This is a genomic window from Microcoleus sp. B9-D4, from assembly GCF_036705105.1.
In the GTDB taxonomy this organism is placed as follows: domain Bacteria; phylum Cyanobacteriota; class Cyanobacteriia; order Cyanobacteriales; family Microcoleaceae; genus Microcoleus.
In genome coordinates this window covers 1-22,975 of the sequence record NZ_JAUBTS010000053.1, presented here as the reverse complement: position 1 = coordinate 22,975, position 22,975 = coordinate 1, and the positions used below count along the sequence as shown (strand labels likewise).

Below are 22,975 nucleotides of genomic sequence, written 5' to 3'. Positions count from 1 at the left end.
GAATGCCTAAAAATGTATGTCAATCCTATGGGTTTTCGGGCAATTAACGAATCAAGGTAGTTCATTACACCACCCTAATAACTTCGGTAACACTTGTGGAAAAACTCTTACCAGATGCTTATCACCCCGAAGTCATTCCAGAAGTCGGTGATCTCGATAAATTACAGACTTATGTGAAAAAAACACACAAAATCTGGCTGTGGACAGCCGTTGACCACTTTCGATCAGGAATTTTAGAATGGATATTAGCATGTCATAGTTTCGAGACATTTGAGAGGGTTTCCGGTTGCATCTGAGATATTGCACCATTCTCAATTAGGTTTTTAGGAACAGGCATCTTGCCTGTTCCACAAAAAAATTTAGCTTTTGTGGAACAGGCCGAAAAGCCTGTTGCTGACAATGGTGCGCCTCTTTTTCCTTCTTCCTTCAACATCTTCATTACCAAGGATTGCCAATCATTGTAAAGGCGGCCCAATAATAAGGATGCGAAAGCACTCGATCGCCCCGCGCCGCAATTTCTGGAGGCAAAATTAGACCCCCAGAAAGCCCTTCGGCTCGCAACATCCCGTCTTGAATCCGCACGCGCCCCCGCAGCATCTCCAATTGCGCGCGCCGCAAAGCCTCCGCTTTAATCATCAAATTGCCACCGCCTCTGGGGGCCCGCAACTGCCGATAAAACTCAGTCATCAGCCCCAAAGTCCCATCATCGCTGACTTCCCACAAACTCGCTAAAGCGGATCTAGCACCGCTAGCTACCGCCAAACCCGCAAACCCCAACTCCGCCTCTTCGTCGCCCAAAGCCGTACTGCACGCGCTTAAAACTAACAGATTCACCGGCGGTTCATTCCACCGCAACTGTGCCATTTGATCGAGGCGTAATTTAGTATCCCACAACTGAATGTAAGAATTTTTCGGTTCCCCAGGCAGGAATTCGCTGTGAGTTGCTAAGTGAATGATTCCAAAAGGCCGATTTGCCCGCTGAGCTTGCAAATTTCCGAGAGTAAAATCTTGATTCAAAAATAATTTTCCTTCACTTGGCGGCGCGATCGACTCTAACTCCACCGGTACCGCTGGTAATGGCGCTTTATCTTCAAATACCGACGCCCCCATCGCCAACACTTCATCATCCGCAATATTGTCGTAGCCGATATCAGTCAAACTCAGACTCGGCATCACGCTAATACTGTATTGCTCAACTAAAAATTGTTTGCCATTGTGAAGGGCAGCAAAGGGTACACTCCGCAAACCTGCTGCCGGAATTACAATTAAATTGTCAATATTTAAAGCGGCCAATTCTGAGGCCATTGGCGCAATTAACCAGCGATAAAGTTTTTGAGCAGAATCCAAATAACTAATGCTGCTTCTTCTTCTGGGATTAGTTATTTCGGTTTGCAGGGCGTCCGCCAATTGCAACACCTGCCACCGCGTTGTCGCCGGAACTAAAACGCGCATCGGTTGAGCGTTAGCTGTGACTAACACTAATTCTAAATGCTCCCCGTTAGGAACATCGGGAATTTCTTGGCTCTGTGGCGACAACCTCTGGGCCAACTTATCTTCTAAGGGGCGAGGGGGCCCGGAGGTGAGGTTTTTCCTCACAGGCAATAGATTAGATAAATCCCTACTTGCCACCAGCAATGAACCATTTTTTTTGGCTGCGGCTGCATCCGAGCTCCTGAGCCAATTCATATAAATGATGGCAGATTTTGTCCCGGTAATTTGTTCGTTTTTGCGAAGAGTTTCGTAAATCACCGATAGATTAGTAATCGGCTTTCTTGGGGGCAACTCCAGATATTTTTCGTACTCGCGAGTAAAGGTTTGTTCAAATTCTAAAACTCCCGAACCGGCCGCATCTAATCTGCGAGAAGGAGCGAAAATATTCTGGCTAATTGCGGAATTTCTGTCTCGATTAGGCGAGCGCAATTCTACTTGCAAAGATGCCGGAAATGACTGCTCCGGATCGGGATTTACGGACTCTAGAGGCGGTGCGGGAATTGGTGCGGGAATTGGTGCGGGAATTGGTTCGGGAATTGGTTCGGGAATTGGTTCGGGAATTGGTTCGGGAATTGGTGCAGGAGTAGAGGGCGCGGCCGGTGTAATTAGGGAAATCTGATTTGGTAAACTTCCTTGGGTGTAAGTTTGTCCAAAAGAAAAAGTGGGCAAAATGGCGTTTCCCACGCCAGCATTAATGCTTCCTCTGGTTCCATTGTCGATCGCGCCGCCAACTACAAACGGTCGATCGCTATTGCCTCCGTGGCGAATTGCGATCGCCCCCGCCCCCGCACCTCCGGTAGTAGAAATACTGGAAATATTGCCCGATATATCATCGTTGAAAACATTGTTCGATCGAAACAAACCGAGGGTTGTCACATCAACGCTGCCGCCAGTGCCACCAGTGCCGCCTTGAGCGTTGATAAAGCCCAACTGAATGTTACCAGTCGCGCTCAGGGAAACGCCTCCGCCGTTGCCGTTTAAAGTGCCGCTGGAATTGATATCGAGAGCGGAAATCCCCGCCTTCGAGGTGACAGCAATATTTCCGCCGATCGCCCCCGAAGCGTTCAAAGCTCCCGCAGTTAAAGGGCCAGCATTGGTTTGGAGAGCGATCGCGCCTCCTGTGCCCGCCGATGACGAGTCGATCGCACCCGCAGCAACAGTATTCCCCTCAACCCGAATCCTCCCACCATTCGAGGTAATATTACCAGTCCGAACCTCGCCACTTCCTTGTAGGTTCACGCTGCCGCCATCAGTCCTTAAATTACCCTCTAAGAGGACATTTTCTGCCTTGATATCGGCTCCCAAAACGGCCGTGCTGTCCCCCCCGAAGCGAGCGGAATCTCGCGCGTTAACGCTCAAACTGCGCGCTGTAATTGTGGAAGCAGCCGTCACGCTAGCAGCATCGGCCGAGAGCTGGCCCAACCTCTGAGTTTGACCGACTAGGCCGTCAAAAGTAATGTTGCCACCAGCGCGCAGCGTCAAATTATTAGCCCGGCCCGGCCTGCTGTCGAGGGTATTGGCAAAAGTGATATTGCCGGTAGTGGTGGCTAGGGCGGCGCTGCGATCGACTGTGACGTTACTATTGAAAGTCATGTCGCCAGATGTCGCAATATTGCCCGAAACCTCGGTACTGCGGGCGTTGACAGTTAAACTCGCCAGCGGTGCAGCTTGACCGACTGTAGCGCCGAACAGCACTCGCTGAGCGTCTAGTCTCAGGGCGTGAGATCCGTCTAGGCTACCGGAGAAGACAATGTTGCCGGTAACTTCCGTGCTCAAAGCCACGTCAGCATTGAGGGATGCGTTTCCTGTAAAAGTGAGATCGCCGCCGGATGTCGCAATGTTGGCGCCGAGATCAGTTTGAGGCGCGTCGAGAGTCAAGCTAGCGCTGCCGCTTGTATTCAGGGGATTGTCGATCGCGATCGATCTGCCTTGAAGTGTCAGCGGGCTGTTGAAGGTAATGGGTGCGACGATCGCGATCGACGTGCTGCTACCGTTTTCGCGCCCGATCGCGATCGAGCCGAAATCCCCCGCCAAAGCGCCGAGATCCGTCGCCGTCAAGTCTAAAAGGCCCAAAATATCGCCTGTGCCACCGATCCGAATCGCTCGGCTATCGTTGGGTTGCAAGCGAATTGTTCCCCCCGCACTGCTGACAGAATTGCTGCCGCCTCTCAAGTCAATGCCGTTACCAGTGAGAGCGATATTGCCGCCGTTGGCATTAAGTCCGCCCAGAGAGATGCTGCTGGCAAAAATGTTGATGTTGCCACCTTGAGTCTCGATTAAATCCTTGGGGTCATTGACAACAAACACTCCGCCCGCTCTAAATGTTACGGTGTCTCCCGTTCTCGCTTGCAGGGAAAGTTTGTTATCGGGCAAGTTTTGGACGGTGATATAGCCGGGGGTATCTAGAACCACGTTGCTGCCGGCCGCCATCTCTTCCAACTGCACTTCTGAGATCGATGTTTCATTGGGTTCTGGTTCCGATTCGAGTTCCCCGCCAGTCGAACCCCCGCTGGTGGATCCGTTACCGCTGACGATCGTAATATTTGCCGGATCGAGCCACAGATTGCCGATCGCACCGTTAGTCGCGCGGGTATCGACCTCTCCTTGGAAAGTTAAAGCATTTTTGCCCGAAACTTCTACTCTTCCGCCGTTACCTGCGGCGATGCCCCCGCGAGCAGTAATATTGCCCAAGAAGCGAGTTATATTGTCTGACCAAATTACCGCAGTGCCGCCATTGCCGCCGTCGATCGCGTTTGCTGCGATCGTAGAATCAGGACTAACATAAGTTACCTGGGCGTTTGGCACTGGTTCCATCCCCCGGAAACCGCCTCCGACGCGCACAGTACCTCCGCCGTCAGTCCCGGAAGCATTGATATTTGCGCCGAAGAGTCCAACTTTTTCCCCTAAAATATTGACTGTGCCCCCAGCATTCCCAGAAGGGCCAAATACATTTACAGAACCGGAGACGATCGCACTTCCGGCAACGGCGGGCACTGTTTGGCCGCCAGTCAGTACCAATTGACCTTGTTCGTTAGTCGTTAAACCTGTGGCTGACGCTACGCCCTGGCCCGTCAGCAACTGAGGCAAAGAAACCGGGGCGATCGCCGATTTTTCTGACTGCAAAGACGGAGTAATTTCTAAACTTAATAAATTGCCAACTTGACTGATACGGACTGCATTTTGTCCCGGAACAGCAGCCACAGTAATTTGACCGCCGGGAGCGGATAATTGTCCTGTATTAATAACGGTGCCACCGAGCAAAGTTAAACTTTGCCCGCTGCCAACTGCCAAGTTTCCGGCATTGACAATTGCACCGACTTGTGAATTATTAAAATTAAATTGATTAGGATTTCCCAGTAAAGCTTTGTAATCATTAATTCCGGCCGAATTGAACCAGCGATCGCCGAAACCAATACCTGTAGCAGTTGTCGCTAAAAAAGACCCCGGCACGTTTAATCTAGCATTTTGACCGAAGACAATTCCCGCCGGATTCATTAAGAATAAATTTGAGTTGCCGCCGCTTACAGAAATCAGACCGTTAATGATGGAAACATTGTTGCCGGAAATCCGCCCTAAAATATTTTGAATATTTGGATTAGTTATAAAATTAGCGATTTGACCTTCGCTGAGATTAAATTGGCTGAAGCTGTGAAACAGATTGGCGCCGTTTCCTGACAGTTGTCCGCCACTAATGTCTGTGCGGTTTTGCTCGGAGTTAACAACAGTATTAGTGCCGTCATTTGCAGGAACGACAGATTGCGATCGCACTGCTAGCGGTAGCAGCCAAAAACCTAATGTCAAAATTAGAGCAGAACGAAAATAGGTCATTAGTCATTAGTTATTAGTCATTACTTATTAAGCTGTTGCGGCATTTAAATTGTCTGTCAAAAAACAATTCCCCGTCTTGTGGGGAGTAGGGTTGGGCGTCCCGCCCGCCTCGAATATGCAATTTAAATGCGCGACAGCTTATTCATTAGCCAGAAGGAAGAAAGAAGAGGTTCGAGGGAAGTCATAAAAGCCAATTGCCTATTGCCAATTGCCTATTACCAATTCCCTGTTTTGCCTATGCCCCATGCCCCATGCCCCATGCCCCATTCTAATCTCTTATCGTTTTGATTTTTTTTGAGCTGTAATGTTCCGCCAAAGTGCCAATAAACTTAAAAAGGTCGATCGCACACCGCCACCGCTGGGGGTCGATCGCACTCCAAAACTACTCCTTGCCAGAATGTCGGAAATACAATGCAGATTTTATATTTATCTGCAGGCTGTGTGTTGACAAGATGCCCCCCAGAGTCTTATGATTGGAGCACTGATTGGGTGGGACAGCAAAAACCCACACAATAACTGGCTCCTCTAATAAAGTTAAAAGCAAAATATTGATGCTTTTAGAGACCAACCATGCAAACTCAAACTTCCTCATTTCTAACTGAACAAATAGTAGAGCAGATATTTTCGTCAGGCGAACTGACTCGCGCTGACAGACAGCGAATTCAGTCAATGCTCTTAAATGAGTCGATCGGCGAAAATGAATTGAGCTTAATTGAAAGAGTCATGGAAGGCGTAGTCAAGGGAATACTTGACGTGCTGGATTAGTTGAGAAAAGGCGCTCACCTATCTAAATCTAGGGTGCGCCGGGCCACGCACCTTACCCTAATTTTAAATAAAATCGAAAATCGAAAATCGAAAATTCTGTCACCGTTCTAAAAATCATCATCTGGGCCCTCATCCGGGCCGTCATCCGAGCTCTGATCGCGACGCACAAGTTCAGAAGGAGGCCTATCGTTACTCCAGGCCCACCACACGGAATCGCACTGGCAGCGGTAAAATTCTTGCCACTTGCGACGGTTGAACTCGGTATATACTGGCGATCGGCGATTAATCCAGACATCAGCGGCATCCGTGCAGCTAGCGCCGCACTTGGGGCAGCAAAACTCATTAGCGTGAACCGCCGTCGCAGTCCATTCAGGAGGATGTGGAGCAAAAGCTTCCATGTGTTAGAGTTTCTATCTAAACTGCTGGTAATTACGGCAAATCAAGGGTTGCTAAAGATCCGCAGAGTTCGGAATGACCTAAGCAATGACATAAGTACGCTGTTGAGTGCGTAATTCATCTCCCCGTTTTTTTTTAGCATTTGCCGTCAGATGAATAGTATAACTGATGTGGTGCAAACCGTCGATCGGCATTCTTAAGTATTTCAAGGACTAGGCTCATGTCTATCTACAATCTTATCTCGTTTCTGGGCATTTTTGGCTTATGTGCGATCGCCTGGGTTTTCTCAGAAAACCGACAGTCCAAGTATATACCTTGGCGCGTCATCATCTGGGGCATTGGCTTGCAATTAGTCTTAGGATTTTTAGTATTCCTGTTCCCCCCAACTCGCATCGCTTTAGAGTGGTTTACTAGCTTACTGGATGGAGTATTCACCGCTGCTGACGCTGGAGCGAGATTTGTATTCGGGAGCAATGTTGTACCGATACCTGGTAAAGATCCGGCAGTTAATTTAGGTTATATTTTTGCCTTTAGAGCTTTACCGACAGTCATCTTTTTTTCTGGCCTCATGGCCTTGCTATACAACATCGGCGTGATTCAAATTATCACCGAACTTTTTGCCAAAATCTTTTATATGACAATGCGGTTGAGCGGCGCAGAAGCCCTCAGCGGCGCTGCTAATATTTTCGTAGGAATTGAAGCGGCAATTGTCGTCAAGCCTTATTTGCCAAAAATGACTCGTTCGGAACTTTGTGCAATCCTCTCTTGCTGTTTCGGGACGGCCGCTTCTTCAACTTTAGCAATTTACGTTAGTTTTCTCAAGCCAGTTTTTCCCAACATTTTAGGGCATTTAGTTTCCGCCTCAATTATCGCCATTCCCGCTTGTTTTGTCCTATCCAAAATCTTAGTACCCGAAACAGACGTGCCGCTGACAATGGGCGGCATTCCCAAGGAAGAACCCAAGCCTAAAGGCCGCGAGTTTGTGGGCGAAGAAATTTCCGAAATAAACGGCGAAGAATTCAAACAAGAGACTGTTGGGGGAGAACCCATCGAACGAGTCAGCCCTTTGGATGCAGCGATAATTGGCGCATTGGACGGTGTAAAAATGGCTGTGGCCATTGCCGCTGTTTTGATTTTGATTTTAGGCTTAGTTTCCTTAATCAATCAATTCTTTGGTTGGCTGGCAATTTTGCCCGGCCCCATTGGTGGCTTTTTCAAAGTTGTCACCTTAGCCAACATTATGGGATTTTTATTTTATCCCCTGACGCTATTAACAGGAGTCTCCATTGATGACTCTTGGCAAGCATCAGTAATCATCGGTCGCAGGCTATTAGAAACAGCCATTCCGCCCTATCAAAGTTTAGCAGAAGCATCGGCAAAAGGACTGGTGAGCGATCGTACAGTTTTGATTGTCAGTTACGCCCTTTCCGGCTTCGCCCACTTAGCCTCCGTCGGCATATTTGTCGGTGGCACGATCGCCCTAATTCCATCCCGCCGCAAAGACATTTCCGAACTCGGTTGGAAAGCATTATTTGTCGGCACCTTAGCGACAATGATGATCGCTTGCATCGCCGGCACCTTCGACACCGGAGACGCCAGCATTTTAGGCGCTAAAACAGCCCCTGCTGCCCCGCTAACAGCCCCTGAATCTCCAAAATCATCGGCATCCCCAGCCGCGAATTTAAAGCCGTCAGTTGCCCCAGCAATTGCCAGTCCGAAGCCTTCTGGTAATACCGAAAAAGCGGCTCCCAGAGCTGCTGAATCTCCTTCTCCCGCATCCAAGAAAAACCCTTAATTATATTCTATTGACTTGTAGGGGCGGGTTTTTCCAACAATATTTAACTCCCGTTAAAAATCTACATAAACCCGCCCCCACACAACCAATAATCTAGATTAACTTTGATTTCGATCGCATCAGCCCTTGGGTGGGGGCGGGTTTACGAAATTGTAGGTTTTAGGCAATTATTGTCGGTAAAACCCGCCCCTACGAGGCCGTGATAGATATTATTGTTTTTTATCCAGATGTAATTACCCCTTACCAATTATCAATCACCCTAAAATTTATGAATCCCGAACCAGAAATTCGCCGCCTGTTAGATGTGATGCCCGCTTCCGGCCGCATGACGTGTAAAATTATTAATAAGCCCCAACAATCAACGGTAATTGACTGCGATTTTCCTTTGCCTTGGAATCAATCTCGCCCGATTTATATTAATTTTGATTTGTGGCGGCTGCTATCTAAGCCACAGCGGGATTTACTGCTATTGCGGAATGTAAGTTTTCTGTGCAATTTTAAGTGGTTTAAACCCGATATTTATCAAGGTGCGGCTCTGGCGGGAATTGTCGGGACTGTTGTAGAATTGTTGCAGCCAGATGCGATCGGCACTGCGATCGCGGGCGGTTTGACAGGACTGGCCATGACTCGAATTTGGCGCGACAACCGCAGTTCCCAAGTAGAGTTAGAGGCTGACGAAGGGGCGATTAGAGTAGCGGGAAGGCGTGGTTACAACGAAGCCGAAGCTGCCGGACATTTGCTGGGGGCGATCGAGGCTGTGGCGCAAATTGAAGGGCGCATTTTGGATTTTAATGAGTTGATTCGGTGTCAAAACTTAAAGGCGATATCGGGTATTTCGGCGGTGGGCGTACCCGATAGTGTGAGGAAAGATTGAAAACTTGCTCCCTTCCTACCAGAAGAATATAGAAATGTCGGCTTTAAGCTGTTGTGCATTTAAATTGTATGTCAAAAAACAATTAAACTCTTGTGGGGAGTAGGGGTTGGGCGTCCCGCCCGCCCCGACCATGCAATTTAAATGCGCGACAGCTTACCAAATCATCACTATAATAATTACTTCACCTCAGACTATTTGGATCGATTCCTAACTCCCGCAATTTTTGTGCTAATCTGTTCACCTGTTCTTCAGGAGTCAGATAACGTTTTCCCTCTGCGTCGTACCAATACAGCCACTCCCTCGTCACCCCAGAATAATTTCCCCTTTCACAACCAATTCCTAAACCTATTTCGGGCATCCAAACAGGATGTCCCGACTGTAATTCATAGTTCCCATTCACTAACTTATGTACTTCCAATCGGGGTTTGCGACGGCGGCGAGATGAATAGACAATGTAATAAAGCACGCCTAAATCTTGATATTCCTCCAACTTTGTGCTGTATTCCTTGCGATACTTTTTGGAAACAACTTCCAGCACCAAAATAGGGACTACTTTTTCATCCCACAGCACGTAACTGGGACGCAATTCTTCATCGTAAAACCGTTCTACTCCTAAACTCAAGAAACCGTCGGGGACAATTGGAGCTTTTTCAGGGTGATAATAGATACCCATATCTATGCCAAAAAACCAGTCCATGCGTTCCGCCCAAATTATGAGTAATATTGCTTTTAGCAACCCCGGTATTAGTTCTTGAAGTTCGTTATCCACAGGCGTTTCGTCAGAATCTGGCAGTTCATCGGCTGACGGCAAGTACCTCGGCAAGTTGTAATTTAACATTGCAGTTTTTCCCAAAACTTACATCAATTATAGCGTGGTTGTTTTTTGATACCAATCGCAATTCAAACCAGCAACTCACCAAAAATTCCTTGTTCTCGAATAGCCTCATAATTTTTCAAAATCTCCGACCGTCAATTTCTAGTGACTCCTCCTCATCTACTCGCCGACTGAGATAATCCGGCAACTCATCAAAAGATACCCCCACCAAACGGCAAAAATCCCTCATTTGCCGAACAGTCATCGTAGGTTCGTCTCCCTTTTCCCATCGCCGCACCGAAGAAGCAGACACGCCCATCCGCACAGCCAACTCTTCTTGGCTCAAGTTAGCGTCCTCTCGCAGTCTCCGAAAAGCCAACTCATTTTCTGGTTGCCGTTGACGTTGCCTTTTTTTTACCATATTATTATAAAAGTCTATTTTAAGCGCTCAATTTAAGCGGTTAAATTACTTGAGGTAGGCACAGCCATAGCCAAAACAGACTGCACTAAAAATCAAAGGTGCAAGTCTGTCACTTTTCTATGGGCAAACATACCCAATTTACAATACAGCCATGAACAACCCAGAAACTGCGAATGCCTGGATTATTTACCGACTCCTGCCCAACTTTCAGCGCTTACCCGTCGCGCAATTTCGCAGCCGTAGCGAAGCAGAATCTTCCCTGAAAGTCATCCGGCAAATGCTACCCAATACCGAATTAATACTTGCTTTTGAGGTTGGGCCAGAAAATCCAACTACCGAACTCAATCAGCCCCCTGCTAAAGAACCAAACTTGCAAACTTCAGTTAACCGAGAACTCTTGAAACTTTTCCTTATCAGTTCTCGCCCTGTTGTTTCCCGCGTCATTCATTCTTTTCACCGCGATAATTTTGCCTGCGTTTCTGACTGGAGTCCGCTTGTCCCAACTCAGAATCCAGGTGAAGTGATGAGCGTCTTGATTAAACATTTGGTCGCTAACTCTTAGTTTGCCACCCCTTGATGATTCGGCGGTTGAAACCGCTCCTTGTCAAACGAAGTCTGCCTCCGCAGACTAAGAAATAAAGGGGGTATTTAAGTCGGATTTGGTATTAGTCCTCTTTGAGAGGACTTTAGCTTTGAGGCAGGGGTTGAAACCCCTGCCGGACTGCGGTTGTAATGCTAACTCTATATCCTCTACTTCTTGAGTCATAAATTTATCACTCTCTCTCCCCAGTCATCGGATCGTAGTTGCGGGCGATCGCCAAATCAGGAACAATGATAAACTTGATATTCATACCCATCCACCGCAGGCAAATCGCGCGATTCAACCTGACATTTTTGTGCTGCTAAATTAACAGGTGCGCGAAAATTAACCAACCACAAATCTAGCGGACGTTCTAATTGACTGAGTGTTTTGTCAAGTGTCCCTGCCGCTATTTCCGGCCCATCCCTTCTCTGATTAGCCAAAAGAAACAGCGGAGAATCAAAAGCTTTAACTTCTTCTTTCTTCCTAACATCCGTTACATCCGCTACAAAATCCGTTGCCGAACTTCTTTCCCATTCCCACCCTATCCCCATCAACTCTCCTATTTCTACATGAGTCTTTTGAGTAGTAGCAATTAACACGGGAACTTTCGATAATTCGCGGATAATCGGAATTAGAAGGTCTGGTTTGTAATATTTGCGATAGCCGAGATTGGAATTTACTGTCACACCGCTAAAAAAACCCATTGCTAAAATTAGCACCACTACTTTTTTGCCCGGAACTTCGATCGCCCGTAAATTAAACCATTGACTTTTTGCTGTCGGTGTGTTAAAAATAACCGCCAAGGTTGCTCCTAAAAGCAATATTACTCCCGGAAAGTAGACGAAATTGTATCGAGCCCCGCGAGTTAGATCAATCCCCAAAATATATGCAAAGCTGAAGAATAGGAAAATTGCTCCTAGCACAAATCCGCCGAAAATAACAGTACCTAAACGACTATCGGGCGTTGTTAAGGAATTTTTAAAAGCGCTAAACAGGATGGGAAGCACCAATATAAAAAATATTGTCATTACGATCGCCGATGCAACTACTACTGCCAAATTTGGCGATTCCACCGGCAGCAGAGACATGACAGTGATCCATCCAGCTAAAGCTTGAAAAATCGGCGCTATCCAATCTATAAATGTGCGATCGCCACTGACAATCCAATTAGTGAGTTCGCTGCCGTATTTATTTGACAAAAATATCGGCAGCCAAACTAAACCGCCAGCCAAAGTGCCCACGGCTACTGCGAAAAGCCGCCACATGATTTGAAATTGCCAAATATTAGGCTGCTGGCTGTTGTCAATTAGCAACTTTCCATTAAACTGCTGCCAGATTACAGCAATTAATGCTATTGCTTCGGCACACAAAGTCAGTACAAAAAAGTAGTGAACCGCTATTCCCAAACAGTTAACAACCACCCAAATCAGCACCGCCCAAATAGGCAGGTGAGCACGCTTTTGTAGCTTTTTTGCAGCTAAGACGAGGCAAAAAAGAGAGGCAATAACTAATAATATTCCTAAAGTGTAATGGCGAGCTTCTTGAGCGAGATAAATGCCGTAGGGAGAAACTGCCATCATCGCGGCCGCACATTGACCGACTAAACGGGAATTAAAAGCAAACTTGCCTAAAAAGTAAATAGCGGGAACTGAAATCACGCCCAATAATGCAGGAAGAGATCGCCCTATCCAAACTAAACTATCCTCGGTCGGCCCAAACAGTTGCATCCACCAGTGGGCGAGCATAAAATATACTGGTGGATGATTGCTTTCTAGTAGCAAATTGCGGAGCACGTCGGCGGTGTCAGCATCGGGGCGCAATTGCAGCGGTTGTAATAATGTAGAAAGCTCGATCGCGCGATCGATCGGCACACCGCGAAAACTGTTGCCCAAACTAAATACTAGAGTCGAAAACTCGTCTGTCCACAGCGGTTTCGAGTCCAAATTGGCAAAGCGCAAAATAAAGGCGATCGCCGTCCACAGAAATAGCAACAACAGTTGTTTGTTCTTAATCATTAATTCATTCAATCGATTTTAGATTTTAGATTTTAGATTTTAGATTTTAGAATTGAAGCATTGACCCCACGGATAAATCCGGGGGCTTGTATCCTAGATGCTTTCGGTCATTCAAAGGCATAGGGCAGAAGACCAATTTGTCATTAGCCATCAGTCATTTTATCCATTATCAATTACCAATTACCCATTTCCCATTACCCATTTACCATTACCTACTTCACGTCCGTCACCCGCCAACTCAGCTTCATATTGATCCAGAAATTCCACAGAGTCACAGTCGCGATCGCAATCAACTTAGCCAAATATTCGTTTACCTTAAAAACATTAAACAGCACATTCACCAGCAGCACATTTATCATCAAGCCAATCAAACAAATCACATTAAATTTCAACAGCCGTTTCAAGCGCTGACGCTTTCCCGGCTGCCGCTTAGAAATATCACCAAAAGTCCATAAATCATTCCACAAAAAATTATTGAAAATTGCCACTTCAGCAGAAAAGATTGCACTGCGAGTCAGCCCCAAACCGAGGACAGTCCGCAGCAGGTAAAAAACTCCCATATCCACAAACACGCCGCTGAAACCAACCACACCAAACCGCAGGAATCTGCCCATCGGCCAGCGGGCAAACCGCAACCGAAGCAAATGTCGCAAATACTCAATATACTGTTTCCAGGTAACTTTGCTCTCGCCTTCTTGCCGCTCGTGAAACACGTAACCAACTTCTCCAATCCAGCGGATGTCGCCCCTGCCGAGCACTTCAATCAATATTTTGTAACCAGCAGGATTCATGGTTTTGCCGGCTATGCAAGTGCGGCGCACCATAAAATAGCCACTCATCGGATCGGAAACTCGGCCCACCACTCCCGGTAGGATCACCAACCCCACGGTTTGAGCGCCCCGCGATAAAAATCGCCTGACAACGCTCCAGTCGCTCACCCCGCCCTCGCCCACGTGACGACTGGCAGCAGCTAAATCGGCTCCCCGCTGAATTTCTGCTAAAAGCTGCAACAGCGTCTCCGGGGGATGCTGCAAGTCGGCATCGATGACGCCCAAAACCTCACCCTGAGCGACCTGCCACCCGCGAATTACCGCTGTGGAAAGTCCCCGCTCGTGTTCCCGGCGCATCACCCGCAATTGCGGATATTCCGCTGTCAGGGACAGGGCGACTTCCCAGGTGCGATCGGGGCTGTCGTCATCGACTACAATTAATTCGTAGTTGCCGGGAAGGATACCATCGAGCAATTGGCTCAATTTTTCCACAATACTCTGGATATTCCTGCACTCGTTGTAGGTGGGAATGACGAGGGAAAAATAAATTTCCGCTGTGCGTGCATCTGTAAAAGTTGAACCGAAAGTCTGTATAGCAGGAATTTGCAAGGGCCCCGACGGCACTGGCAATACCTGATTTGGTTGGTAGCTGCCCATAATTTCAGTGTTCAGAAAGTCAAGGATAGTTTGGTAGAACTTGAGATTGTAAAATATCGTTCCTCCATAATTGATTAGTTAAAATATAAAAACGCCTTAATTCTAGTCAGTAATTCTGTAATTGAGTTAAAAAGAAAACTGTGGATGCAATTCTCGATCGAGCTTTACAAGGTTATAACATCTCTTCTGCAGAGGCATTGGTACTTTTGCAGCAAACAGAGCCAGACGCGCGAGCTTCTATTCAAACAACCGCTGACTTGCTCCGCCGCCAACAATCAGGGGATACTGTCACCTACGTTATCAATCGGAATATTAATTTTACTAACATTTGCGAGCAGCATTGCAGTTTTTGTGCATTCCGCCGTGATGAGAAAGATGAGGGCGCTTTTTGGTTAGACGCAGCTCAAATTCAGGAAAAGGCAACTGATGCAGTGCAGCGGGGTGCAACGGAAATTTGTATGCAGGGTGGCTTAAATCTTCAAGCTAAGCTCAACGGCGCATCTTTGCCTTATTATCTGCAATTGGTGAAAACTATTAAGGATAAATTTCCGCAGTTGCACTTGCACGCTTTTTCACCTCAAGAGATAGAATTTATTGCCCGAGAAGATAATCTTAGTTTCAGCTATGTAATTTCGGCTTTGCAGGATGCGGGAGTCGGTTCGATGCCGGGAACCGCTGCGGAAGTTCTCGACGATTCTGTGCGACGGGTGATTTGCCCGGAAAAACTAAATTCGGCAACTTGGCTGGAAATTGTGGGAACTGCTCACAGTCTGGGTTTACCGACAACGAGTACGATGCTTTGCGGGCATATTGAGACGGCCGAACAGCAGGTTTTGCATTTAGAAAAAGTGCGATCGCTCCAACAAACTGCGATCGACCAAAACTATGGGGCACGCATTACAGAATTTATTTTACTACCATTTGTCGGACAGGAAGCACCGGCTCCTTTGCGGAGTCGAGTCGGCCGCGACCAACCAATTTTAGCAGATACATTGTTACTCACCGCTGTATCGAGAATCTTCTTAGGCAATTTGATTTCCAATCACCAACCGAGTTGGGTAAAATTAGGTTTAGATGGAGCTACAGAAGCGCTGAAATGGGGCTGCAACGACATCGGCGGTACATTGATGGAAGAGCACATTACAACCATGGCCGGTGCGGTTGGCGGCAGTTGTCAATCTGTCGAAGATTTGCAAAATGCGATTCGTTCTTTGGGGCGGAGTTATCAGCAAAGAGATACAATTTATCGACCTTTAGGGGTTGACAATTTGGCAGTAATAAGTAGTAGGATAAATTGAGCGATGTCTTACAGCGAGTTCACCTCAATTATCAAAGTTAAACAAGCCTTTGGATTAACAACTGTAGAAGGGCCGCGATTTCTACCGCAAATAACTCCGATCGCTCCGAGTGCAACCCTGACAGATTTTTTGGCAAATAGTTTACCCGTAGCTGTGGCGACAGGTAGCGAAAAAGCTCGCTCCGAAATGATTATTACTCCGGTACTGCTGGAAGTCAGGAAGATTTTGCAGCAGAATATTAGCTTGTTTTCGGGGGAAGACTTTACGGTTGATTATGAAACTGGACTAAACGGGATTTGTGATTATTTGATTAGTCGTTCTCCCGAAATGTTGGAGATTGAAGCACCCGCAGTGGCGGTTGTTGAGGCTAAAAAAGCTGATTTGAAGACAGGAATTGGACAGTGCGTTGCAGAAATGGTGGCAATGCAGAAGTTTAATGAAGCGAAGGGGAAACCAATTTCAGTTATTTATGGCAGTGTCAGTAACGGCACGCAGTGGCGATTTCTCAAACTAGAGGAAAAAATTGTATCGATCGATCTTAATGACTATGCCTTGCCTCCGGTGGACGAAATTTTGGGAATGCTGGTTTGGATGGTACGAGATGGCTGAATAAGCGCGATCGCACTTTTGACTCAATTCTAGAAAGGTCGATCGCACTTTTATGACTTCATTGCAGCCGGATTAATTTGACTAACAGACTCATGATTTCTCCCTGATCGGGTGTAATAATGATGCGATTGTCGGGAATGGCGATCGGATGAGTCCAACGAACAGCTTCCTCGTAGCGCAATGCGTGCAGTTGGTGGATAGTTCGGCGTACCCCCAGCGGCGAACCGATGATGACGTGACGGACTGCTTCGCGATCGCCCTCAAAGGTTTGGTTGGTTAAAACATTGGGCGATGTTTGGTTTGATGATGAATCTTGCAACATAGCTTTGACTAATAATTTTGGATAGGTTTGATGCTTTGTAACGGTAAAACCGCGTACAATAACAAGTTGAAGAAAAGACAGCAATTCCCCTACAGCACAAGTGGCTTAGCTGGTGCTGTCTAATCTCTATTGGGTTAAATCTAAATTAATTTAGGGTAGATGTCAATCATTTTAGGCAAAACCCAAATAAATTAATATAACTTAACAAATAGCCTATGGAAACCTCAGAAAGAGCCGATCGATCGCCCCTAATGCGACTGAGAGTTCAGCGGTTTATGACTCAAAAGCAGCTAGCAGAAGCACTTGGCGTTACGGAAGCGACGGTAAGCAACTGGGAAGCTGGGCGATCGGTACCGAAGCTAACGCCTGTTCAATACAAGAAGTTGCTAGAGATTCTGCAAATTACCTCTGCTGAATTACCCGACCAATTTGGTTTTCCTAGCGATGCTGATGGATAGAAAATGGAATATTATAATCGAGGTGCTTTAAATTTTAAACTAAAAATCGTGAAAGTTAATCTACTCAAAATTACTAGATAATAAAGCTCACTAAAATTCCCAAAATTTCGGCAACTGGCGGCAGCGAGTATTCTCTCAAACCAATGGTAACAGTTTGCTCTTCTAATTTGATAAATTTCCATAAGTTCCCGGTCGTAACACAACCATAGAGCTTGTTTACAAAGTAGCCGTTTTTTTCATTGAAACGCTGAGCCGCAATCATTTCAGCAACACATTGTCCAAGTCCGCCGTTAATGTCTTCTTTTTTAGCTTCCACCACAATCATAGCAGGAGCTTCGATAAAAAGTTGTTCAGGCGATTTGCTGATCAGAAAGTCACAGACACCGTTAAGTCCCACCGATTGATCTACAGTAAATTCATTACCCGAAAAAAGACTGATTTGCTGTTGGAAAATATCTTTTAATTCTAGAAGAATGGGACAGATAATCATTTCTGAACGAGCTTTTTCCGTATTCAATGCTAGGGCTAGAGGTAAGCGTTTTTCGATGAACTCAGCTAGCGCTGGACTCGGCTGAATCGGGGGCGCAGAAACAATAAAAGTAGGTACTTCTATTAGGGTGAGCTGAAAGTCTTGTTTGACTCTTTTGAGGGTGAATTCGCTATAGGGCATTGCTTTTTCACGCTCTGAATAAAGTTGTCTGGCTTAGATTATAACTCACATTTTTTACTATTTTCAAGAACAGGCTTTCCGGCCTGTTCCACAACATATTAAATTAATGCTTTTTCGCTGATTCCGGCAGTCCGCCAGGGGTTGAAACCCCTGTCTCAAAGCGAAAGTCCTCGCTATGAGGACTGAAGAACTCATTAGTCCTCATAGCGAGGACTTTCGCTATAAGCCCCGTGGAATTCATTCCCTGGCGGGCTGGCTGCCTTTCGGTTTAAGCAGGAGATGAGATTAAACCTTAAACTTCTCCACAATCCGTCTCATCGCCTCCTCCACATTCTCCCGACTATTAAACGCCGAAATGCGGAAATAACCCTCACCCGCCGCACCAAAACCCGAACCCGGAGTTCCCACCACATTGCAAGTTTCCAGCAACTTCTGAAAGAAATCCCAACTCGACAAACCGTGAGGCGTTTTCACCCACACATAAGGTGCATTTTCGCCACCAAAAACCTGGATTCCCGCGGCTGTCAATTTCTCGCGAATAATCGCAGCATTTTCCATGTAAAAATTGACTAATGCCTGAATCTGTGCCTTGCCAGCCTCTGAATAAACCGCCTCAGCACCGCGCTGCACGATGTAAGAAACTCCGTTAAACTTAGTAGATTGGCGGCGGTTCCACAACTTCCAAATTTCGACATCGGAACCATCTGCGGCTTTTCCAGTCAAAGTCTTCGGTACAACTGTCAGCGCGCAGCGAGTACCCGTAAAACCAGCATTTTTGGAAAAAGAACGAAATTCGATCGCACAATCCCGCGCACCTTCAATTTCATAGATAGAATGCGGTAAACTCGGATCGGTAATATACGCTTCGTAAGCCGCATCGAAGAAAATAATCGAACCGTTAGCTTTAGCATAATTTACCCAAGCTTGCAAGTGTTCCTTAGTTGCAGTTGCCCCCGTCGGGTTATTCGGGAAACACAAGTAAATTAAATCGACTTTTTTGCCCGTGGGAATTTCCGCAGTAAAATTGTTTTCCGCTGTAATTGGCAGGTAAACTAAGCCGCCGTATTCACCATTTTCGTTGGCATCTCCCGTGTGTCCAGCCATCACGTTAGTGTCTACATACACCGGATAAACTGGATCGGTAACTGCGATCGTGTTATTGTTGCCAAAGATATCGAGAATATTGCCGCAATCGCACTTAGAACCATCAGAAATAAAGATTTCCGAAGCATCGACATCGCATCCCCGCGACTTGAAATCGTACTCGGCAATTTTCTCGCGCAGCCACTCATAACCTTGTTCCGGGCCGTATCCTTTAAAGGTATCCCGCGAGCCCATGTCTTCCACCGCTTTCACCATCGCCTCCCGACAAGCAGCCGGTAGCGGTTCAGTCACGTCGCCAATCCCCAGCCGAATGATGGGCGCTTCGGGATTCGCCTCTGCATAGGCTTTCACCCTGCGCCCAATTTCGGGAAACAGGTAGCCAGCTTTGAGTTTGAGGTAGTTGTCGTTGATAGTTGCCATAGTTCGATCGCTACAAATGTCGTACAATAGCTTACTGCTAATTGGCAGTTGACTGTTGACTGTTGACTGCTAACTGTTGACTGTTGACCGAAAAGCCCTAGGATTCATCCGTGAGAGTAATCCTAAAATTTAAAACCTAAAATCGGCAGGGTACTTGACCAAAAAATCAAATCTGCTTGTATAATCAGAATAGCGTGCAGTGCAGAAGCAATTATGGATGAGATCGAGTATGCCAAACTCTATCAGGAACTGGCGGCAATTCTGAATGAGTTTAATTTAGGTTGGGTAGTTCAACAAGTAGCGGATACTGTAGAGATAGGCAAAGTAATTGAAGAGCGATCGCTCAAAAGAAAAACACCCCTGCTCAAGATAGAAGATTATACCGCAAAAGAACAACTTTTGCTGTTAATTGATGCTGTCGAGCAAGCGACTGTCAACACTTCCGAAATGGAAGACGAAATTGCTTATTTCTTAAAAGTAGAATCAGAAACCTCTCCCCTCGGCACAAAAATTACATTTGCCAATTCAGGTGCCGAAACTGCCAAAACAATCGAGTTTACTTCCAGCGTCACAGCCCCCCGCCACAAACAGGCGATCGCCCTCAAGCACTTGCTGGAAAAACTGCCCTCCGGGCCCAGCAACTATGCCATCAATTCCGAGATTAAAAGCAAATTAAAAAGCTCGATCGATCCCGAATTTAACACGGCGGCAGAACAAGCCAGAATTTTTGACACTTACCTCTTCACTATTCTGCTAAAAGCAGTTGCTAATGAAGGCGGTACTATTTATTACAACAATGTTTTAGACGACGAAACACCGAAATATTTAACATTTAGAAAAACGGCGGGAAAAATACACGGAACTGCACATCCCTATACTCATGCTGTTGTGGAATTTCCCGACAAACCAGCCCTGGAAGTTCACCTAGGAGTAAAAGTCCAAGGTAGAGCCGGAGTTTTGCACAACTGTAACGTTTTAATTTTGTACCAAAAAGAAGCAAATATCTGCCGCTTGCTCAACCGCGAACCCCGACACTCGCAAGTAATTTTAGCAGTAAAATCGGAACACAGCACCTCGGAACTAAAACTAGAAATGGCAGGTGCTTTTATCGGCTTAGCGTCAGATATTCGCTACGAAGGTGGCAGCTATTTCATTTCTAACAGTTACTCCCAACCCGTAGCCAAACTGCTAACTACCGCTCGCAAAAAATGGGAACTCAACATTTTTCCTAGAGCCACAAACGATGTCCACCGGCTGATGTACTCGTTTCAAACTATCTTTAAAGACTTTAAGGCCAGAAACTGATTCAGTTAATACCATTTCACAAAAGTCTTGCTACATTTTTTGTGTGGGGTTTCCTTACACGGACTTATATCAAATCCGGTAGCATCGTTCTGGTAAAGTCTCTTGCAATCTGCCACCAAATATAAGCACAATTTTCTGTTTTTAGGCTCACAGTCAACAGTCAACAGTCAACAGTCAACAGTCAACAGTCAACTTTCCTAGATTTGCCCGGTTAAATGTATCTGCTAATGTATCTGCTACATGAGCCAAGAAAATAATCTATCATGTTGCGAGCACCCGAACCTTACGAATAATGTTTAAGAAAGATAAATCTTCCCTGCTGTTTACGATCGGAGCCGCCACACTTCTGATCGGTTTAGGCTTTGTCACCTACTACCTCGTCATCTCCCGTGGCCCCGCCAAAGATTTGCCGGCGGGGGCAACGGTTGTCCCCCAAGATACGATGATGGCCCTATCCATCACCACCGATGAATCGCAGTGGAATAGACTGCGAGAATTTGGCACGCCGGAGTCAAAAGCTTCGTTTGAGAGGTTTTTAACGGAAATGCGCGATCGCCTGCTCACAAGCAACGGCTACGCCTACCAGCAAGACATTCAACCCTGGGTGGGTAACACAGCAATGGTAGCCTTTCTCCGCAACAAAATAGCTATACCAGCCCCCTCGCCCGCACCCAACACGCCCCCATCTCCGCCAATTCAACAGTCAGTGGCAATTATCCTGCCAATTGCCAACCCGGTCAAAGCCAAAGAATTATTAGCAAAACCCAGGCCTCTCAGCCAAGGAAAAATAGTTGAGCGTAATTATAAAGGGGTGCAAGTCACAGAAACTCAAGGGGTACCCGATCGCAATTTCTCAGTCGCGGTACTCGGCACAAACTATCTCGCAGTCACCACAGATCCTAGCGCTACAGACAGAATAATCGACACCTACAAAGGCGAACCTTCCCTAGCCAAAACCCCTGGCTATGCAGACGCCATAGACAAAATAAAAAGTCCGGGCGCCTTCGGTCAAATCTACGTCAATATGCCCGTTGCCGCCGCCTATGCCGCCGCCAACTCAGCCCGTGAAATTTCGCCAGAAAGCCTAGAAAAACTGCAACAAAATCAGGGATTTGCCACCACAGCGACGCTGGATGTAGAAGGAATTGCCTTCAAATCAGTCTCTTGGCTAAAACCAGATTCTACCAGAAGGATAGCAGTAGAAAACAATGCTCTAAAAATGGCTAACCGCCTGCCAAACAATACAATAATGATGGTATCCGGTGGCAACTTGCAGCGTTTGTGGCAAGACTACGTATTGGGAGCCGAGGCCAACCCGATTTCCCCGATTAATCCCCAAGTTTTACGAACAGGTTTAAAATCCACTACGGGCCTGGATTTAGATAAAGACTTGATGAACTGGATGGCGGGAGAATTTTCTCTATCATTAATACCAGCCCCTGCCCAGAATCCCAGAGACAAATTTGCTGCCGGATTTGTATTTATGGTGGAAACAAACAACCAGGGCGCAGCGAATAAATCCCTGAAACAGCTTGATGAAACGATGAAAAGTAAAGGATTTAGAGTGGAGGAAATTCAAGTCGGCGGCAAACCGGCGATTAAATGGACATCGCCGTTTGGAGGGATTACGGTAACTCGCGGCTGGATGAACAATGTAGCGTTTATGACAGTAGGAGCTCCCGTGGTTGATGCGATCGTTCCGGCACCGAAAAGTCCGCTTTTAAGCAGCGAACTGTTCCAGAAAACAGTACGATCGCAACTTCAACCCCACAACGGCAATTTCTTCATCGACACCGAGAGTGCGTTTAACCCGAAAAACCTAGCTTTGCCGGAGTTTCCTCCCAGCCAAAAAATGTGGATAGACGCCACGCGGTCGATCGGCGTTACAGCGGCCGTCATTGGCGATCGTACCACCCGTTATGACGCTTTTGTCGGTCTCAAAAAATCCACCCAATCCAGTCCTTCTGCAAAGCCTTCACCGCGCCCTGCTTCACCGCGCCCTGCTTCACCCAGTCCCTCGCCCACTGTCCAAACTTCACCCAATTAACTCTTAAATCCTTCCACAAATCCGCCTGCACATCCCCTTAAAAAGCAACTGGGCGACAGATTAAAACCGAAAGGCAGCCGCCAGAAGCAACAAGCAAGAAGCAAGAACAAGACTTACGCATAGGGACTAAAGAAACCGGGTTTTTTTATCGTTTCTGTCGGCTGCAACGAATTATTTTCGTTAACAAACCCGGTTTCTATGCACCCCTGCGTCCAGGACTACCAAAGAAACCGAGTTTTTTAAGCCTTGGACTGCAACTAAGGAATGAGAATTAAATAACTTCCACTCTTGAAAGTGGGATGGGCGTCCCGCCCGTCCTTTTTGGACGGGCGG

Annotated in this window: 20 protein-coding genes; 9 read left to right on the top strand and 11 right to left on the bottom strand. The window is 46.7% G+C overall.

The genetic code is table 11. The features are described 5' to 3' along the window. Positions 1-253: 253 nt before the first annotated feature. Both QUB24_RS24925 and QUB24_RS24920 read right to left on the bottom strand, forming a co-directional pair. The gene (locus QUB24_RS24925) at positions 254-433 is read right to left on the bottom strand and encodes a hypothetical protein (RefSeq protein ID WP_333156289.1); all 180 of its coding nucleotides are present in this window, start codon (positions 431-433) and stop codon (positions 254-256) included. A gap of 5 nt (positions 434-438) precedes the next feature. Further along, positions 439-5,319, bottom strand: a complete 4,881-nt coding sequence (locus tag QUB24_RS24920; protein WP_333156244.1) for a CHAT domain-containing protein — start codon at positions 5,317-5,319, stop codon at positions 439-441. A 570-nt stretch (positions 5,320-5,889) separates the two neighbouring features. Between QUB24_RS24920 and QUB24_RS24915 the strand changes: the two genes are divergently transcribed. Further along, complete coding sequence (locus tag QUB24_RS24915; protein WP_333156242.1) at positions 5,890-6,084, top strand: hypothetical protein; 195 nt, start codon at positions 5,890-5,892, stop codon at positions 6,082-6,084. Between the two features lie 107 nt (positions 6,085-6,191). Here the strand turns inward: QUB24_RS24915 and QUB24_RS24910 are convergent, their stop codons facing one another. Both QUB24_RS24910 and QUB24_RS24905 read right to left on the bottom strand, forming a co-directional pair. Next, the gene (locus tag QUB24_RS24910; RefSeq protein WP_333156240.1) at positions 6,192-6,482 is read right to left on the bottom strand and encodes a hypothetical protein; all 291 of its coding nucleotides are present in this window, start codon (positions 6,480-6,482) and stop codon (positions 6,192-6,194) included. Between the two features lie 78 nt (positions 6,483-6,560). Beyond that, entirely contained in the window at positions 6,561-6,689 is a 129-nt protein-coding gene (locus tag QUB24_RS24905) for a hypothetical protein (protein ID WP_333156239.1), read from the bottom strand. An 11-nt stretch (positions 6,690-6,700) separates the two neighbouring features. On the opposite strand from QUB24_RS24905, the gene QUB24_RS24900 reads away from it, so the two are divergent. Together QUB24_RS24900 and QUB24_RS24895 are read left to right on the top strand one after the other, a co-directional pair. Then, positions 6,701-8,275 (top strand): nucleoside transporter C-terminal domain-containing protein, encoded by a 1,575-nt coding sequence (locus tag QUB24_RS24900; protein WP_333156237.1) that lies wholly within the window; start codon positions 6,701-6,703, stop codon positions 8,273-8,275. Between the two features lie 268 nt (positions 8,276-8,543). After that, positions 8,544-9,149, top strand: a complete 606-nt coding sequence (locus QUB24_RS24895; protein ID WP_333156236.1) for a DUF3318 domain-containing protein — start codon at positions 8,544-8,546, stop codon at positions 9,147-9,149. 181 nt (positions 9,150-9,330) lie between these two features. Here QUB24_RS24895 and QUB24_RS24890 read toward each other — a convergent pair whose 3' ends face one another. Further along, positions 9,331-9,987: a Uma2 family endonuclease gene (locus QUB24_RS24890; protein ID WP_333156234.1), complete on the bottom strand. Its 657-nt coding sequence runs from the start codon at positions 9,985-9,987 to the stop codon at positions 9,331-9,333. 115 nt (positions 9,988-10,102) lie between these two features. After that, a complete protein-coding gene (locus QUB24_RS24885; protein ID WP_333156233.1) occupies positions 10,103-10,384 on the bottom strand; it encodes a helix-turn-helix transcriptional regulator in 282 nt (93 codons plus the stop codon). 151 nt (positions 10,385-10,535) lie between these two features. Here QUB24_RS24885 and QUB24_RS24880 point away from each other — a divergent pair, with 151 nt between their 5' ends. Further along, the gene (locus tag QUB24_RS24880; protein WP_333156232.1) at positions 10,536-10,946 is read left to right on the top strand and encodes a hypothetical protein; all 411 of its coding nucleotides are present in this window, start codon (positions 10,536-10,538) and stop codon (positions 10,944-10,946) included. Positions 10,947-11,206: 260 nt separating this feature from the next. Here QUB24_RS24880 and QUB24_RS24875 read toward each other — a convergent pair whose 3' ends face one another. Together QUB24_RS24875 and QUB24_RS24870 are read right to left on the bottom strand one after the other, a co-directional pair. Continuing rightward, positions 11,207-12,994 (bottom strand): glycosyltransferase family 39 protein, encoded by a 1,788-nt coding sequence (locus QUB24_RS24875; protein ID WP_333156230.1) that lies wholly within the window; start codon positions 12,992-12,994, stop codon positions 11,207-11,209. 200 nt (positions 12,995-13,194) lie between these two features. Beyond that, complete coding sequence (locus QUB24_RS24870) at positions 13,195-14,409, bottom strand: glycosyltransferase (RefSeq protein ID WP_333156228.1); 1,215 nt, start codon at positions 14,407-14,409, stop codon at positions 13,195-13,197. A 140-nt stretch (positions 14,410-14,549) separates the two neighbouring features. Here QUB24_RS24870 and cofH point away from each other — a divergent pair, with 140 nt between their 5' ends. Continuing rightward, on the top strand, positions 14,550-15,707 hold the full coding sequence (cofH, locus tag QUB24_RS24865; RefSeq protein ID WP_333156226.1) for a 7,8-didemethyl-8-hydroxy-5-deazariboflavin synthase subunit CofH: 1,158 nt from the start codon (positions 14,550-14,552) through the stop codon (positions 15,705-15,707). Between the two features lie 3 nt (positions 15,708-15,710). Beyond that, the gene (locus tag QUB24_RS24860; protein WP_333156224.1) at positions 15,711-16,316 is read left to right on the top strand and encodes a hypothetical protein; all 606 of its coding nucleotides are present in this window, start codon (positions 15,711-15,713) and stop codon (positions 16,314-16,316) included. 58 nt (positions 16,317-16,374) lie between these two features. On the opposite strand, the gene QUB24_RS24855 is transcribed toward QUB24_RS24860, so the two are convergent. Next, positions 16,375-16,638: a hypothetical protein gene (locus QUB24_RS24855; RefSeq protein WP_172186722.1), complete on the bottom strand. Its 264-nt coding sequence runs from the start codon at positions 16,636-16,638 to the stop codon at positions 16,375-16,377. A 215-nt stretch (positions 16,639-16,853) separates the two neighbouring features. On the opposite strand from QUB24_RS24855, the gene QUB24_RS24850 reads away from it, so the two are divergent. Then, the gene (locus QUB24_RS24850) at positions 16,854-17,096 is read left to right on the top strand and encodes a helix-turn-helix domain-containing protein (RefSeq protein ID WP_190745066.1); all 243 of its coding nucleotides are present in this window, start codon (positions 16,854-16,856) and stop codon (positions 17,094-17,096) included. A gap of 73 nt (positions 17,097-17,169) precedes the next feature. On the opposite strand, the gene QUB24_RS24845 is transcribed toward QUB24_RS24850, so the two are convergent. Together QUB24_RS24845 and QUB24_RS24840 are read right to left on the bottom strand one after the other, a co-directional pair. Then, positions 17,170-17,766 carry a hypothetical protein gene (locus QUB24_RS24845; RefSeq protein ID WP_333156222.1) on the bottom strand — a complete coding sequence of 199 codons (597 nt, stop codon included), beginning with the start codon at positions 17,764-17,766 and terminating at the stop codon, positions 17,170-17,172. 285 nt (positions 17,767-18,051) lie between these two features. Next, on the bottom strand, positions 18,052-19,290 hold the full coding sequence (locus QUB24_RS24840; protein ID WP_333156220.1) for an LL-diaminopimelate aminotransferase: 1,239 nt from the start codon (positions 19,288-19,290) through the stop codon (positions 18,052-18,054). Between the two features lie 213 nt (positions 19,291-19,503). Between QUB24_RS24840 and QUB24_RS24835 the strand changes: the two genes are divergently transcribed. Both QUB24_RS24835 and QUB24_RS24830 read left to right on the top strand, forming a co-directional pair. Beyond that, positions 19,504-20,595: a hypothetical protein gene (locus QUB24_RS24835; RefSeq protein WP_333156218.1), complete on the top strand. Its 1,092-nt coding sequence runs from the start codon at positions 19,504-19,506 to the stop codon at positions 20,593-20,595. Between the two features lie 292 nt (positions 20,596-20,887). Next, entirely contained in the window at positions 20,888-22,642 is a 1,755-nt protein-coding gene (locus QUB24_RS24830) for a DUF3352 domain-containing protein (protein WP_333156217.1), read from the top strand. The last annotated feature ends 333 nt before the right edge of the window (positions 22,643-22,975 follow it).